The sequence below is a fragment of the Actinopolymorpha sp. NPDC004070 genome (assembly GCF_040610475.1).
Lineage (GTDB): Bacteria > Actinomycetota > Actinomycetes > Propionibacteriales > Actinopolymorphaceae > Actinopolymorpha.
In genome coordinates this window covers 24,433-38,148 of sequence record NZ_JBEXMJ010000011.1, presented here as the reverse complement: position 1 = coordinate 38,148, position 13,716 = coordinate 24,433, and the positions used below count along the sequence as shown (strand labels likewise).

Sequence of the window (13,716 nt, the reverse complement as noted above, 5' to 3'; positions counted from 1 at the left end):
CTTCGCTGTAAGGGGATCCGAGCTGTGGGCCCCTTCCCGATCGGGAACGGGCCCACAGCGATTACAGCGAGCGGGCCGGCACCCTCACCAGCGGCGATGGGTGCGGTCGAGCCCTACGAAAGTGTGCTGCCGGTACGCCGGACGGCGTTCGGTGCCGCCGGCGCCCAGCTCACGCCGGACGGCGGCTGCCGCGATCGGCCGGCCGGGTGGCGGGCAGCAGCGCCAGGGCGGCGCGCTTGGCGTAGCCGCCGGCACCGGCGCGGTCATGGTGGGCGGCGACCAGGGTCGCGCCCTCCACCAGCAGGAGCAGTTGCCGTCCGAGGGCGTCCGGGTCGTCCGCGCCGGCGCGCCGGGCGATGTCGGTCAACAGGTCGAGCCGGCGGTCCAGGTGCCGCGCGGTGATCGAACGTACCGCCTCGACGTGGTGCTGCGCGGCGGCGTTCTGCATCGCGCAGCCGCGGAAGTCCGGCTCCTCGTACCACCGTTGGAGTTCGTCGAAGACGGCGGTGATCTGGTCGCGCGGATCGTCCCCGGCGGCGGCCGCGGCGTCGGCGATCCAGGTCGACACCCGCTCGCTGCGGGCCGCCAGCACTGCCTCGATCAGGCCCTCCTTGCTGCCGAAGTAGCGGTAGAGGGTCTCCTTGGATACGCCGAGACGGGTGCACAGCTCGGCGACGCCGATGCCGTCCAGGCCCCGCTCGTACAGCAGCGGGGTGGCCGCGTCGACGATGCCGGCGCGGGTGCGTTCCGGGTCGATCGACGAGCCCTTCGGGACTGGCATGAGATGGATAGTACCGGTCGGTTCGTTCCCCTGCTAGCATTCCCGGAATTCGTACCGATCGGTTCGTTCCCAGGGGGACTCATGACGTCGACCGCGCCCGCCGGGGTGGGGCAGGCCGTACGGCTGGCCCTGGGCACCGCCTCGGCGCTCGGCTTCGCGCGCTTCGCGTACGGGCTCCTGCTGCCGGCGATGCGCGACGACCTGCACTGGACGCTGGCCGACGCGGGCGCGATGAGCGCCGCCAACGGCCTCGGCTACCTGCTCGGCGCGCTGCTGGCCACCGGGTTGATCCGCCGGCTCGGCGCGGCCACCGCGTTCCGGGCCGGCATGGCACTGACCGCCGGTGCGCTGGCCGCGACCGCCGTCAGCGGCGCCTACCCACTGCTACTGGCGATCCGAGCGCTGGCCGGGGCGACCGGGGCGGTGGTCTTCATCGCCGGCGGGGTGATCGCGTCCCACGCCGCCGCGCGGGCCGCCTCGGCCGTTCCCATCACGGTGTACTTCGCCGGCGCCGGGCTGGGCATCGTGGTCAGTGGCGTGACGGTCCCGCTGCTCGGCGTGCACTGGCGGCTGGCCTGGCTCGGTCTGGGTGTCGCCGCCGCGCTGGCCGCCCTGGTGAGTTGGAGCACGGCCGGCACCGACGGTGACCAGCGGCCCACGGCCGGGCGGGCCCGGCTCCGGCCGCTCTGGGCAACCACCCTGGCCTATCTGTTGTTCGCCACCGGCTACATCGCCTACATCACCTTCCTCTCCGCCTACCTGACCGACCGGCACGCCCCCGTCGGGCAGGTGGTGCTCACCTGGACGGCGCTCGGCGCCGCCGTCGCGGTGGCCCCAGCCCTGTGGAGCCGCCCGATCGCCGACTGGCCCGGCAGCCGGGCTCTGGCCACCCTGCTCGCCGTGCTGGGCGGGGGCTCGGCCCTGGTCCTGGTGTCGTCCACGCCGCCGGTCGTCCTGCTCTCCGCGCTGGTGTACGGGGCGACGTTCATGGGCGTGCCTGCCGCGGTCACCGCCGTGCTGAGGGCGCACGTCCCGGCCACCGACTGGACCGCCACCCTCGCCGCCCTCACCACGGTGTTCGCCGCCGGTCAGACCGCCGGTCCGTGGCTCGCCGGGCTGGTCGCCGACCGTACTTCCCCCGTGGCCGCCCTGGCGTGGACGGCGGTTCTGTGCACCGCCGGCGCCGCGATCGCCCTCGTCGGGCGACCCGCCACGCCGCACCGCCACCACACATCACCAACCGATGGAGCACCATGACGACCTTCGTCCTCGTCCCCGGCATGTGCCACGGCGGATGGTCCTTCGAGCACCTCACCCGGCGACTGCGCGACCTCGGACACGCCGTCCACCCGCTGACGTTGACCGGCGTGAGCGAACGCCGACACTTGCTGCACGGCACGGTGAACCTCGACACGCACATCCAGGACGTCCTCGCCGTCCTCGACGGCGAGGACCTGCGGGACGCGGTGCTGGTCGGACACAGCTACGGCGGAATGGTGATCACCGGTGCTGCCGACCGCGCGCCGGACCGGGTCGACTCCCTGGTCTATCTGGACGCCGTGGTGCCGCAGGACGGTGACTCCTGCTGGTCCCTGGTGTCCGACCAGGAACGGACGTGGTACGCCGACGTGGACGAGACCGGGTGCGCCTCCTTGCCCCTGCCGTTCTTCGACGCCCGGGCCACGCCACACCCGATCGCGTCGGTGCTCCAGCCGCTGCGGCTCACCGGCGACCTCGGGCACATCCGCCGCCGGGACTACGTGTACGCCGCGGGCTGGGCCGACCAGTCTCCGTTCACGCACGTCTACCAGAGGCTGAGCGGGGACCCCGGCTGGACCACGCACCGGCTGGCCGCCGGCCACAACCTGATGCGGGACGCGCCGGACGAACTGTCGAGCATCCTGGTCGACGTCGCCGCCCGCTGATCAGCTCACGCCGGACGGCGGCTGCTGAGCCTCACGGCGTCTTGCCGGCGAGCATCCCGTGCGGGTCGAGGACGTACTTCTTCGCCTCGCCCCGGTCGAAGTCCTTGTAGCCGTTCGGCGCCTCCTCCAGCGGAAGGACGGTCGCGTTCACCGCCTTCGCGATCTGGACGCGGTCGTGCAGGATCGCATCCATCAGCCCGCGGTTGTAGCGCATCACCGGGCACTGCCCGGTGGTGAACTGGTGTGCCTTCGCCCAGCCCAGGCCGATCCGGATGGACAGGCTGCCGTGCCTGGCGGCCTCCTCGCTCGCGCCCGGGTCGTCGGTGACGTAGAGACCGGGGATGCCGAGTTTGCCGGCCGCACGGGTGACCTCCATGATCGAGTTCAGTACCGTCGCCGGTTGCTCGGTCGGGCCCTCCTCGCCCGACCCCTTGGCCTCGAAGCCCACGCAGTCGACCGCGGCGTCCACCTCGGGCACGCCGAGGATCTGCTCGATCTGATCGGCGAGGGTTGCGTCCTCGGTGAGGTCGACCGTCTCGCAGCCGAAGCTGCGAGCCTGATCCAGCCTGCGGGTGTTCATGTCGCCGACGATGACCACGGCCGCGCCGAGCAGGAACGCCGCACAGGCCGCCGCGAGTCCCACCGGCCCGGCGCCGGCGACGTACACCGTCGACCCCGACGTCACCCCGGCCGTGTGACAGCCGTGGTAGCCGGTGGGGAAGATGTCGGCCAGCATCGCCAGGTCGAGGATCTTGTCCATCGCCTGGTCGCGGTCGGGGAACTTCAGCAGGTTCCAGTCGGCGTACGGCGACATGGCGTAGTCCGCCTGCCCGCCCGGCCAGCCGCCCATGTCGACGTAGCCGTACGCACCGCCGGGGCGTTCGGGGTTGACGTTCAGGCAGACGTGGGTGTTGCCCTCCTTGCACATCCGGCACCGGCCGCAGGCGATGTTGAACGGCACCGACACCAGGTCGCCGACGTTGATGGTCTCCACGTCCCGGCCCTTCTCCACGACCTCTCCGGTGATCTCGTGGCCGAGGACCAGGCCGGCCGGGGCGGTTGTCCGCCCCCGCACCATGTGCTGGTCGGAGCCGCAGATGTTGCTCGCGACCACCTTGAGGATCACACCGTGCGGGCACTGCCGCCCGGCGTTTTGTGGCGGTACGCCCGGCCCTGGACGTAACTCCAGTGCCGGATAGTCGATGACGCGGACCTCGACCTTGCCCGGTCCGATGTATACGACTGCCCTGTTGGTCCGGTCGCCGCCGTTACCCGGCATGGCTGCCTCCCCTGCTCACGTGGCGGCACCCAGCAGACCACCGGCGGGTGGGACGGCTTCCCGGACTTTCGACTGTAGTCCGGTTCGCGCCGGCCGGGGTCCGGGGCGCCCGCGCGGGAGGAGTGTGCGGACCACGGTCGCCGCAGGGACGGGGCCTTCGCGCTCCCCCGAAGGGCCCGGGATCGCCGCCCGGTGCGAGAGGCCCGGGTTGCGGGGTGGTTTCCGCCCGTTCGGCAGCGATACGTTTCGCCGGTGGTCCCACGTCTCAGCTCTCCCGCCGCGACCGTTCCGTCGCCCTCGAACCAGGAGGCGTCTTGAAGCTCCTTCTCACCTCCGGTGGCGTCACGAACGCCACCATCCGTGATGCGCTGGTCGACCTGCTGGGCAAGCCGATCGCCGAGTCGACCGCCCTGTGCATCCCGACCGCGATGTACGGGCACCCCTGGGTCGGCCCGGGCACCAGGGCGTGGGAGTTCATCAGCGGAAACTCCACGAACCCCATGGTCGACCTCGGCTGGAAGTCCGTCGGCGTGCTGGAACTCACCGCGCTGCCCAGCCTCGACGAGGAGCGCTGGGTGCCGCTGGTCCGCGAGGCCGACGTCCTGTTGGTGGCCGGCGGCGACGTTCTCTACCTGTGCCACTGGATGCGGCAGTCCGGGCTCTCGGACCTGCTCCCGTCGCTGACCGAGACGGTCTGGGTCGGGCTGAGCGCCGGGAGCATGGTGATGACCCCCGAGGTCGGGGACGACTTCATCCAGTGGCGGCCGCCGAACGGCGACGACTCCACGTTGGGCCTCGTCGACTTCTCGATCTGCCCGCACCTGGCTCCGGACGGCATGCCGGGCAACTCCATGGCCGAGGCGGAAGCATGGGCGGCCGGCATCTCGGGTCCGGCGTACATCATGGACGACGAGACGGCCATCACGGTGGTCGACGGCACCGTCGAGGTCGTGTCGGAAGGGCAGTGGAAGTACCTTCCCGCCCGGGCCGCGCAGGAGGCCGCGCAGGAGGCCGCGCAGTAGGTCGCACCCAGGACGCACAGAGGGTGGGGAGGAGACCGTCGATCTCCTCCCCACCCTCTGTCACGTCACCGCGACCGTTGCCGCGACGGTCGTCGCGCGCCGCGTCGGCTAGCGGGCGCGGGCCAGTGCCCCCATCGGGTCCCAGGCGGGCAGGACGATCGGCTCCTCCGACAGTGCCGCCCGCAGGTCCTCCGGCAGCGCGTCACGGTGGACGGCGATCTCGAAGACGTACTCGTCGAACCACGAGTCGTTCATCGTGTAGAAGCCCTTGTCAGCGTCCTTGTCACCCCAGCTGTTCTCCACCCGCCAGCGCCGGATCAGCTCGCCGTCGACGTCGACGCCGGTGAACAGCATGGCGTGCGTCATCGCGGTCTCGTGGTAGAGCAGCCGCTCGGCCTTGTCCAGGTCGAACGTCGTGTCGTAGACCGAGCCGATGTCGTACAGGTCGGCGTCCCAGATGCCGATGTCGCGGCGCATCATCTTCCCGACGTCACAGCCGAACCACACCGGCTCGCCGTTCACGACGGAGTCGCGGGCCAGCCGCTTCATCACCGCCACGTCGACGTTGAGGTAGACCACCGCGCCGCCGCCGACGACGTTGCCCAGCTGGTCGACGGTGAACGTCCGGCCGCGCGGGCTGGTCTCCCGCGGGTCGTGGACGAGACACACGTAGTCGTCGATCGGGATGCCGACGTACCGCTGGGCGAACTCCAGCGGGGTCAGGTCACCGTCGCGGTGGAACACCCGGTCCTTGTCGGTCCACTGCCAGGTGAACGTCTCCGGCGGCGTGCCGAGGTGCATGCACAGCACCCGGTGCACCACGTCCAGCAGCTGCCGCTTGTGGGACCGGGCCGCGTCGGCCCCGCCGTCACCGGCTGCCAGCGCCCGCAGGTCGCGGGCGCCCTGGCGGAGCAGCTGGCGCAGGACGGAGTTCATCCGGCCGGTCGAGGACGAGCTCTGCGTCTCCGGCATCGCGGACTTGGGGACCAGCCCGTGCTTGCGGACCAGCGCCGCGAACATGTTCCACTGGCCACCGTCACTGGCGACGTCCTGGAGAAGGAACGCGACCGTCCGGTCGTCGAGGTCCCGGTCGGCGGTGTCGATGATCGCCTCGAGGAAGTAGTTGGCGCGTTCGAGCTTGTCCCAGAACATCACGTGGTTCTGGGAGAACTCGAACGACTTGAGGTTCATCCGCCGCATGGCCTCGACCCGCAGCAGGTTCAGGCCGGCGAACATCCAGCAGCGGCCGCTGTTCTTCTGGTTGGTGGCGGTCCAGTCGTCGAGCAGGTGGGAGACCGAGTGGTCGGTGCGTACGACGATCTCGCGGTCTAGGGTGAGGTCGTCGAGGGTGGTCTGGGTCAACGCGTTCTGGACGAGCCGGTAGGCCGGGTTACGGGTGAAGCTCTTACGTAGGAGCGCGACGTCGTCGGTGGTGAGTGACGCATCCATGACGGGAGGACCCTCCAGGCTGGTCGGGTGGCGGTAGAAGGAACCCTAGACTCGTGCTGCCGCGTTGTCGGCGGCACGATGGCAAGATCAACGGAGCGTGATCATGGGTGGCACCGAACCCGACTATCGCTTCAGCCTGGCCAACGAGCGCACCTTCCTCGCCTACCTGCGGACCGGCCTCGCACTGGGAGCGGCCGGGGTGGCCGCGGTCCAGTTCCTGACCTCGGTGGAGCCGGCGTGGCTGCGGCGGCTGTTCGGCCTGGTGCTCGCGGCCGGGGGCATTGCCACCACGCTCGGGGCCTATGTCCGGTGGCGGCGCACGGCCGCCGCGATGCGCAGGGGAGCGCCGCTTCCGGCCACGCTGATGCCCCTCGGGCTGGCGTTCACGGTCTTCGTGGTGACCGGCCTGGCGATCTACCTGGTCGCGTTCGGGCAGCGCTGACGATGAGCATGCCGGCGCGGCTCCCCTCCCGGGAGGGCCAGCTCGAGCGAACGGCCCTGGCCTGGAACCGCACCTCACTGGTCCTGGCGGTCAACGGTGCGCTGTTGGTGCGCAGCGGTCCGGCGTGCGGCGCGTGGGCCGAAGTAGCCGGATTGTGCGTACTTTCTGTCACTCTTGCGGCGTGGCTCGTCACGAATCGTGCATACCGCGGTCAGTGGGCCGGACCCACTGCGGCCCTGCTCACCCGGGGCATGTTCACTGTCGTAGCCGTCGTGGTGTTCGTGGGCGTGGGGATCCTCGACCTGCTGGCGGTGCTCACCCACAGCTGACCCCCCAAGCTGAACCCACAGCTGACCGACCACTGACCGACCGCCCCGGTGCCAGGTCTTCGACCTGCCCGTCGACCCACCCCCTACCCGCCGCCGAGCCGCGACCAGACGTAACGCCCTAGCATTACCCTGGCCTGCTCGCCGACGGGGACTGTTCGACAGGAGTTTCGCCGTGCGCTTCCGATTCACTCCGGTGGACACGACGTTCTACGACCTCTTCGCCAAGTCCGCCAGCATCCTGGTCGACGGCGCCCGACTGTTCGCCGAGTTGCTCGCCCACGATGCCGACCGGCAGGCCAGTGCCCGGCTGATGAAGGACGCCGAGCACCGGGCCGACGAGGCCACCCACGAGATCATCCGCCGGGTCAACAGCACCTTCGTCACGCCGTTCGACCGCGAGGACATCTACCGCCTCGCCGCCGGCCTGGACGACGTCATGGACTACATGGAGGCGGCGGTCGACTCGATCGTCCTCTACGAGCTCGAACAGCTGCCGGAGGGACTCGAGCAGCAGGTCGAGGTGCTCCAGCGGGCCGCCGCGCTCACCGCCGAGGCCATGCCCCGGCTGCGTACGATGCGCGACCTGGAGGAGTACTGGATCGAGGTCAACCGGCTGGAGAACCTCGGTGACCAGATCCACCGGCAGATGCTCGCCAAGCTGTTCAGCGGTGCCTACGACGCGTTGACCGTGCTGAAGCTCAAGGACGTGATCGAGCTCGTCGAGCTCGCCGTCGACGCGTTCGAGAAGGTCGCCAACACGGTCGAGCAGATCGCGGTCAAGGAGTCGTGAGTACGCGGGTACGCGCGGGCTCCCGCCCGGGGTCTGGAGGATAGATGGAGCTCGCCCTCGTCGCCGCGGTCGTCCTGATCGCCCTGGCGTTCGACTACACCAACGGTTTCCACGACGCGGCGAACGCGATCGCGTCGTCGGTGTCCACCCGAGCGCTGACCCCGCGCACCGCGCTGGCGCTGGCCGCCGTGATGAACCTCGCCGGCGCGCTGATCTCCGAAGGCGTGGCCGAGACGATCGGCAGCGGCATCATCACCCCGGAGACCGACGCGCACGGCATGACGGTCGTCCTGTCCGGCCTGGTCGGCGCGATCAGCTGGAACCTCCTGACCTGGTGGCTCGGCCTGCCCTCCTCCTCCTCGCACGCCCTGATCGGCGGGCTGATCGGCGCCGGTCTGGCGGCGTCGGCCTCGGTGCACTGGGCGACGATCGGCAAGAAGGTCCTGCTGCCGATGGTGCTGTCGCCGCTGATCGGGTTCTGCCTCGCCTACGTCGTCATGCTCAGCCTGCTGTGGATCTTCCGGAAGGCGAACCCGAGCCGGGCCAACCGCGGCTTCCGCGCGGGGCAGTCGGTGTCGGCGGCGGCGATGGCGTTCGGGCACGGCCTGCAGGACGCCCAGAAGACGATGGGCGTCATCGTGCTCGCGCTGGTCACCGCCGGCCTGCACACCGGGTCCGACGTCCCGCTGTGGGTGAAGCTGGCCGCGGCCACCGCGATCGCGCTCGGTACGTACTCCGGCGGCTGGCGGATCATGCGCACCCTGGGCCGCCGGGTGATCAAGCTCGACCCTGCCCGCGGCATCGCGGCGGACAGCACGGCCTCGGCGGTGCTCTACGTGATGGCGATCGGCTTCCACGCCCCGGTCTCGACCACCCACACGGTGAGCGCGGCGATCATGGGCGTCGGCTCCACGCAGCGGCTGTCGGCGGTGCGCTGGGGCGTGGCCGGCAACATCGTCACCGCCTGGGTGCTCACCATCCCGGCGGCAGCGGCGGTCGCCGCCGTCGTCTACTACGCGGCCCGGCTCTTCCTGCCCTGATCGGCTCGCCGGCTGACCGGGGTACGTACGGCGATCAGCCGAACCGCCCGGTGATGTAGGCCTCGGTGGCCTGCTCGGACGGGTTGGAGAAGATCTTCTGCGTACTGTCCATCTCGATCAGGTGCCCCGGCTTGCCCTGACCGGACAGGTTGAAGAACGCCGTGGCGTCGGACACCCGGGCCGCCTGCTGCATGTTGTGCGTCACGATGACGATCGTGAAGCGTTCCTTCAGCTGGGAGATGAGGTCCTCGATCGCCAGCGTGGAGATCGGGTCCAGCGCCGAGCACGGCTCGTCCATCAGCAGCACCTGCGGCTCGACGGCGATCGCCCGGGCGATGCACAGCCGCTGCTGCTGACCGCCGGACAGTGAGCCGCCGGGCCGGTTGAGCCGGTCGTGGACTTCCTTCCACAGGTTCGCGCCCTTCAGGGAGCGCTCCACCGCCTCGTCCAGCACGCTCTTCTGGCGTACGCCGTTCAGCTTGAGGCCGGCGGCGACGTTGTCGTAGATCGACATCGTGGGGAACGGGTTGGGCCGCTGGAAGACCATGCCGACCACGCGGCGCACCGCCACCGGGTCGACGTCGGATCCGTAGAGGTCCTGGTCGTCCAGCATGACCTTGCCCTCGACCCGGGCGCCGGGCACCACCTCGTGCATCCGGTTGAGGGTGCGCAGCATGGTCGACTTCCCGCACCCGGACGGGCCGATGAACGCGGTGACGTTGCGCGGCTCGACCGTCATGTTGACGCCCTCGACCGCCTTGAACGCGCCGTAGTAGATGTCGAGGCCGGAGACATCGATTCGTTTCGCCATGGTGTCTTCTTCCTCTGCTTTCTAACGCTTGCGTACGGCGCTGAACCGGGCGACGGCTCGCGCGAGAAGGTTGAGGACCAGTACCAGCAGGACCAGCGTCAGGGCCGCGGCCCAGGTGCGGTCCACGGCCGGCTGGAGGGACTCCGTACGGTCCTGGTTGATCATCGTGGGCAGGGCGGCCATGTTCCCCGCGAACGGGTTGAAGTTGATCCCGCTGGTGTAGGGACCGAGGATCAGCAGCGGCGCGGTCTCGCCCATGATCCGGGCCAGGCCGAGCATCACGCCGGTGACGATGCCGCTGAAGGCCGTCGGGACGACGACCTTCAGGATCGTCTTCCACCGGGGCACGCCGAGCGCGGCGGAGGCCTCGCGCAACTCGTTCGGCACCAGCCGCAGCACCTCCTCGGTGAGGCGCAGCACGGTCGGCACCATCAGCAGGACCAGCGACAGGCTGACCGCGAACCCGACCCGGCCGAAGCCGAACAACGTCACCCACAGCGCGTAGATGAACAGCGCCGCGACGATGGACGGGATGCCGGTGAGGATGTCCACCATGAAGCTCACGGCGCGGGCGAGCGGTCCGCCCCGGCCGTACTCCACCAGGTAGATCGCGCCGAACACGCCGATCGGCACCGAGACCAGCGCACACATGACCGCGGTGATCAGCGAGCCCATGATCGCGTGGTAGGCGCCGCCGCCGGCCGTGCGGGAGGTGATCCCGCGCTGGGACTGGCCCCACCAGTTGGGGTCGAGCAGGAGGTGGAAGCCCTTGCTCGCGACCGTCCACAGGATCCACACCAGCGGTACCAGCGCCAGCGCGAAGCAGGCCGCGACCAGCACCGTCGCCACCACGTTGCGGACGGCGCGGCCCCTGGACCGCTTGCCGGTCAGGTCGACGTGGGACCCGGCCGGGCGGGCCGAGCTGAGCGCACTCACGAGTGCTTCCTTCCGGTGTGCAGCAGGACGAGGCGGGCCAGCGCGTTGACCGCGAACGTGAGTACGAACAGCACCAGGCCGGCGGCGATGTAGGCGCCGGTCTTGCTGGGGGAGTCGAACTCCGCCGCGTTGTTGGCGATCTTGCTGGCGAACGTCTCGCCGCCGGCGAACAGGCTCGCGCTGAACGGCGCGCCCGGGCTCGGCGTGGACAGGATGATCATGATCGCGATGGTCTCGCCGAGCGCCCGGCCCAGGCCGAGCATGGCGGCGCTGACCATTCCCGACCGGCCGTACGGCAGGACGGTCAGCCGGATCATCTCCCACTTCGTCGCGCCCAGGGCGAGCGCGGCCTCCCGGTTCTCCGCGGGGGTCTGTGCGAACACCTCCCGGGTGAACGCGGCGATGATCGGCAGGATCATGATCGCCAGCACGACGCCGGCGACGAACACCGTCCCGGTGTCGGGGATGCCGGGCTTCAGGAACGGGATCCCGAGGTTGTGGCGAGACAGGAAGTTCCCGGCCGGTGCAAGTTTGGGTGCCAGCTCGGTGATCCCCCAGAGCCCGAAGATGATCGAGGGTACGGCGGCCAGCAGGTCGACCACGTAGGTGATCGGCCGGGCCAGCCGGGCCGGCGCGTAGTGGGTGAGGAACAACGCCACCCCGAGGGCGACCGGCACGGCCAGCAGCAGCGCGAACGCCGAGGCCAGCACCGTCGTCCACAGCAGGTCGACGATCCCGAACTTCGGCGGGGTCAGCCCCGGCTGCCACGTCCGGGAGAACAGGAAGTTGGCCTGGTTGTCCTTCAGGGCGGGTACGGCGAGCCAGAGCAGGAACGCGGCGACGAAGACGACCAGCGCGATGACGGCGAGACCGGAGCCCCGGGCGAGACCGGAGAACAGCCGGTCACCACCACGGCCGGTCGGCCCCAGGTCCAAGCCCCGGGGCCGACTGTCGAGGAGTTCCTGGCGGGAACTGTTCGAGCTCATCGATGTCGTCAGCGGATCGCCTTGACCGCGGTCTCGACCTTGGTGCGCACCTGCTCGGGCAGCGGCGCGTAGCCGAGGTCGGCGAGCCCGGTCTGGGTCTGCTTGCTGGAGTAGTCGGTGAGGAAGCCCTTCACCAGCCCGGCCTTCGAGGCGTCCAGACCCTTGGAGCAGACGATCTCGTAGGTGACCAGGACGATCGGGTAGGCGCCCTTGGCCTTGGTGGCGTAGTCCAGCTTCAGCCGCAGGTCGTTGCCCTGGCCGTCCGGCTTCGCCGCGGCGACGGCCTTGCCCGCCGACTCACCGGTCAGCTTCACCGGGCCGGAGCCGCTGTCGATGCTCGCCATGGCGAGCTTGTTGTCACGTGCGTAGGACCACTCGACGTAGGTGATCGAGTTGGGGGTGGCCTTGACGCCCGAGGCCACGCCGGCGGACTTGTTCTTGCCCGAGCCGGTGCCTTCCCAGCTCTTGGCGGGCTCGGTCTTCCACGCGCCGCCGGAGCTGGCCTGGAGGTACTTCGTGAAGTTCTCCGTCGTACCCGACTCGTCCGACCGGTAGAAGACCACGATCTTCGCGTTCGGCAGCTTGGCGCCCTTGTTGAGCTTGGCGATCGCCGGGTCGTTCCACGTCTTGATGGTGCCGTTGAAGATCTTGGCCGCCGTGGGGCCGTCGAGCACCAGGTTGCCGACACCCTGCACGTTGTAGGCGATGGCGATCGGGCCGACCGCCATCGGGATGTTCCAGGCGGGGTTGTTCTGGCACCGCTTCTTGGCGGCGTCGGCCTCGACCACGCCGTCCTTCGGCTCCGTCTTCAGCGCGGAGTCCGAGCCGGCGAAGTCGACCTGGCCGGCGTTGAACTGCTTGATGCCCGCGCCGGAGCCCGTCGGGTTGTAGTTGATCGTGACGTCGGCGCACTTCGTCTGGTAGTCGGCGATGGCCTGCTCGATCGCGTTCTTCTGCGCCGAGGAGCCCTCCGCGTTGAGGGTGCCGGAGGGGCACGACCCGCTCTTGGTCGGCTCGGCGCCCTTGCTGCCTGCCGCCGGCGTCGGGTCGCTCCCGCAGCCGGCCAGCGCCACAGCGCCACCGAGTGCCGCGAATGCGAGCGCGGCGAATCGGGTGTGCTTCACGTCGTTTCCCAGCCCTTCGATCTCACGGAAATCCCTTGTCTCCCAGGACGGTAGGGAGGCCAGGTGACGTGCTGGACGGGCCTACATGAACGGGGAGTGAACGTCGCCGAACCGCGACACCAAGACCGCTCGACGCTGTGGCGGACGTCACGTGAACACGCACGCTGTGTCACTTCTCGCCGGGTTGCGGACGTTTTGCCGTGGTCATGCCCGAAGGTCCGGTTCGCGGGCATTCCGTGGGCTGGAGCCGGGATCGTGGGCTCGTCTGGTGGGTCGGGGGTTCGTCGCGCCGATGAGTTCGGCCGGGCCGGCCGGTCCTGGTTCCGACACCACGAGTATCCGACAGCACGGACGGCAGGAGACCAGGATGAACGAGCGAGTGAACCAGCACGTCGGGGAGCAGGCGGTCGCGGGCGTCCGGGTGACCGGGGTGGCGACGGTGGCGGTGCCGGTGGCCGACCACGACCGCGCTCTGGCGTTCTATGTGGGTACGTGCGGGTTCGAGGTGACCATGGACGGCTCGTTCGGCCCGGGGCAGCGCTGGGTGGAGGTGGCTCCGTCATCCGAGGGCCCGGCAGGGGGTACGACGATCGCCCTGGTCAGCGCTCGGGACGAGGCGCCCGCCGGGGTGGACACCGGCATCCGGCTGGCCACGGCGGACGCCGGCGCCGACCATGCGTACCTGCGTGAGCACGGTGTGGACGTCGACCCCGAGGTGCTGCGCTGGCCCGGCGTGCCGCCGATGTTCGGCCTGCGCGACCCCGACGCCAACCATCTCTACGTCGTCGAGCGCGCCTGACCG

15 protein-coding genes are annotated in these 13,716 nt (G+C 70.1%); 8 read left to right on the top strand and 7 right to left on the bottom strand.

What is annotated here, in order from left to right:
- Nucleotides 1–169: 169 nt before the first annotated feature.
- Complete coding sequence (locus ABZV93_RS20285) at nt 170–781, bottom strand: TetR/AcrR family transcriptional regulator (RefSeq protein WP_354938325.1); 612 nt, start codon at nt 779–781, stop codon at nt 170–172.
- 81 nt (nt 782–862) lie between these two features.
- Between ABZV93_RS20285 and ABZV93_RS20280 the strand changes: the two genes are divergently transcribed.
- Both ABZV93_RS20280 and ABZV93_RS20275 read left to right on the top strand, forming a co-directional pair.
- On the top strand, nt 863–2,038 hold the full coding sequence (locus tag ABZV93_RS20280) for a YbfB/YjiJ family MFS transporter (protein WP_354938322.1): 1,176 nt from the start codon (nt 863–865) through the stop codon (nt 2,036–2,038).
- Nucleotides 2,035–2,706, top strand: a complete 672-nt coding sequence (locus ABZV93_RS20275) for an alpha/beta fold hydrolase (protein WP_354938319.1) — start codon at nt 2,035–2,037, stop codon at nt 2,704–2,706. Before ABZV93_RS20280 ends, ABZV93_RS20275 begins: the two co-directional genes overlap by 4 nt.
- 31 nt (nt 2,707–2,737) lie before the next feature.
- On the opposite strand, the gene fdhA is transcribed toward ABZV93_RS20275, so the two are convergent.
- Nucleotides 2,738–3,985 (bottom strand): formaldehyde dehydrogenase, glutathione-independent, encoded by a 1,248-nt coding sequence (fdhA, locus tag ABZV93_RS20270; RefSeq protein ID WP_354938317.1) that lies wholly within the window; start codon nt 3,983–3,985, stop codon nt 2,738–2,740.
- Nucleotides 3,986–4,299: 314 nt separating this feature from the next.
- On the opposite strand from fdhA, the gene ABZV93_RS20265 reads away from it, so the two are divergent.
- Nucleotides 4,300–5,007, top strand: a complete 708-nt coding sequence (locus ABZV93_RS20265) for a Type 1 glutamine amidotransferase-like domain-containing protein (protein WP_354938314.1) — start codon at nt 4,300–4,302, stop codon at nt 5,005–5,007.
- Between the two features lie 108 nt (nt 5,008–5,115).
- Here ABZV93_RS20265 and ABZV93_RS20260 read toward each other — a convergent pair whose 3' ends face one another.
- Nucleotides 5,116–6,456, bottom strand: coding sequence for a C1 family peptidase (locus ABZV93_RS20260; RefSeq protein ID WP_354938311.1), 1,341 nt, complete (start codon nt 6,454–6,456; stop codon nt 5,116–5,118).
- A gap of 103 nt (nt 6,457–6,559) precedes the next feature.
- Here ABZV93_RS20260 and ABZV93_RS20255 point away from each other — a divergent pair, with 103 nt between their 5' ends.
- The 4 genes from ABZV93_RS20255 to ABZV93_RS20240 all read left to right on the top strand — a co-directional run bounded on the left by ABZV93_RS20255 (nt 6,560) and on the right by ABZV93_RS20240 (nt 9,057).
- The gene (locus ABZV93_RS20255) at nt 6,560–6,898 is read left to right on the top strand and encodes a DUF202 domain-containing protein (protein ID WP_354938308.1); all 339 of its coding nucleotides are present in this window, start codon (nt 6,560–6,562) and stop codon (nt 6,896–6,898) included.
- A gap of 2 nt (nt 6,899–6,900) precedes the next feature.
- Complete coding sequence (locus ABZV93_RS20250) at nt 6,901–7,227, top strand: DUF202 domain-containing protein (RefSeq protein ID WP_354938305.1); 327 nt, start codon at nt 6,901–6,903, stop codon at nt 7,225–7,227.
- 172 nt (nt 7,228–7,399) lie between these two features.
- Complete coding sequence (locus ABZV93_RS20245) at nt 7,400–8,017, top strand: DUF47 family protein (RefSeq protein WP_354938302.1); 618 nt, start codon at nt 7,400–7,402, stop codon at nt 8,015–8,017.
- A 44-nt stretch (nt 8,018–8,061) separates the two neighbouring features.
- Nucleotides 8,062–9,057 (top strand): inorganic phosphate transporter, encoded by a 996-nt coding sequence (locus tag ABZV93_RS20240; RefSeq protein WP_354938299.1) that lies wholly within the window; start codon nt 8,062–8,064, stop codon nt 9,055–9,057.
- A gap of 34 nt (nt 9,058–9,091) precedes the next feature.
- Here the strand turns inward: ABZV93_RS20240 and pstB are convergent, their stop codons facing one another.
- From pstB to pstS, 4 genes are read right to left on the bottom strand one after another with little or no spacing between them, the layout of a single operon-like run.
- A complete protein-coding gene (pstB, locus tag ABZV93_RS20235) occupies nt 9,092–9,868 on the bottom strand; it encodes a phosphate ABC transporter ATP-binding protein PstB (RefSeq protein ID WP_354938296.1) in 777 nt (258 codons plus the stop codon).
- A 21-nt stretch (nt 9,869–9,889) separates the two neighbouring features.
- On the bottom strand, nt 9,890–10,804 hold the full coding sequence (gene pstA / locus ABZV93_RS20230) for a phosphate ABC transporter permease PstA (protein WP_354938293.1): 915 nt from the start codon (nt 10,802–10,804) through the stop codon (nt 9,890–9,892).
- Complete coding sequence (gene pstC, locus ABZV93_RS20225; protein ID WP_354938290.1) at nt 10,801–11,790, bottom strand: phosphate ABC transporter permease subunit PstC; 990 nt, start codon at nt 11,788–11,790, stop codon at nt 10,801–10,803. The genes pstA and pstC overlap by 4 nt, the downstream gene beginning before the upstream one ends.
- 8 nt (nt 11,791–11,798) lie before the next feature.
- Complete coding sequence (pstS, locus tag ABZV93_RS20220; protein ID WP_354938287.1) at nt 11,799–12,914, bottom strand: phosphate ABC transporter substrate-binding protein PstS; 1,116 nt, start codon at nt 12,912–12,914, stop codon at nt 11,799–11,801.
- A 367-nt stretch (nt 12,915–13,281) separates the two neighbouring features.
- Between pstS and ABZV93_RS20215 the strand changes: the two genes are divergently transcribed.
- Entirely contained in the window at nt 13,282–13,713 is a 432-nt protein-coding gene (locus ABZV93_RS20215) for a VOC family protein (protein ID WP_354938284.1), read from the top strand.
- The last annotated feature ends 3 nt before the right edge of the window (nt 13,714–13,716 follow it).

What these genes read in the sequence shown, in the direction of transcription:
- ABZV93_RS20285 (WP_354938325.1), bottom strand. Translation starts at nt 781, where the DNA reads ATGCCAGTCCCGAAGGGCTCGTCGATCGACCCGGAACGCACCCGCGCC.
- ABZV93_RS20280 (WP_354938322.1), top strand. Translation starts at nt 863, where the DNA reads ATGACGTCGACCGCGCCCGCCGGGGTGGGGCAGGCCGTACGGCTGGCC.
- ABZV93_RS20275 (WP_354938319.1), top strand. Translation starts at nt 2,035, where the DNA reads ATGACGACCTTCGTCCTCGTCCCCGGCATGTGCCACGGCGGATGGTCC.
- fdhA (WP_354938317.1), bottom strand. Translation starts at nt 3,985, where the DNA reads ATGCCGGGTAACGGCGGCGACCGGACCAACAGGGCAGTCGTATACATC.
- ABZV93_RS20260 (WP_354938311.1), bottom strand. Translation starts at nt 6,456, where the DNA reads ATGGATGCGTCACTCACCACCGACGACGTCGCGCTCCTACGTAAGAGC.
- ABZV93_RS20255 (WP_354938308.1), top strand. Translation starts at nt 6,560, where the DNA reads ATGGGTGGCACCGAACCCGACTATCGCTTCAGCCTGGCCAACGAGCGC.
- ABZV93_RS20250 (WP_354938305.1), top strand. Translation starts at nt 6,901, where the DNA reads ATGAGCATGCCGGCGCGGCTCCCCTCCCGGGAGGGCCAGCTCGAGCGA.
- ABZV93_RS20240 (WP_354938299.1), top strand. Translation starts at nt 8,062, where the DNA reads ATGGAGCTCGCCCTCGTCGCCGCGGTCGTCCTGATCGCCCTGGCGTTC.
- pstB (WP_354938296.1), bottom strand. Translation starts at nt 9,868, where the DNA reads ATGGCGAAACGAATCGATGTCTCCGGCCTCGACATCTACTACGGCGCG.
- pstC (WP_354938290.1), bottom strand. Translation starts at nt 11,790, where the DNA reads ATGAGCTCGAACAGTTCCCGCCAGGAACTCCTCGACAGTCGGCCCCGG.
- ABZV93_RS20215 (WP_354938284.1), top strand. Translation starts at nt 13,282, where the DNA reads ATGAACGAGCGAGTGAACCAGCACGTCGGGGAGCAGGCGGTCGCGGGC.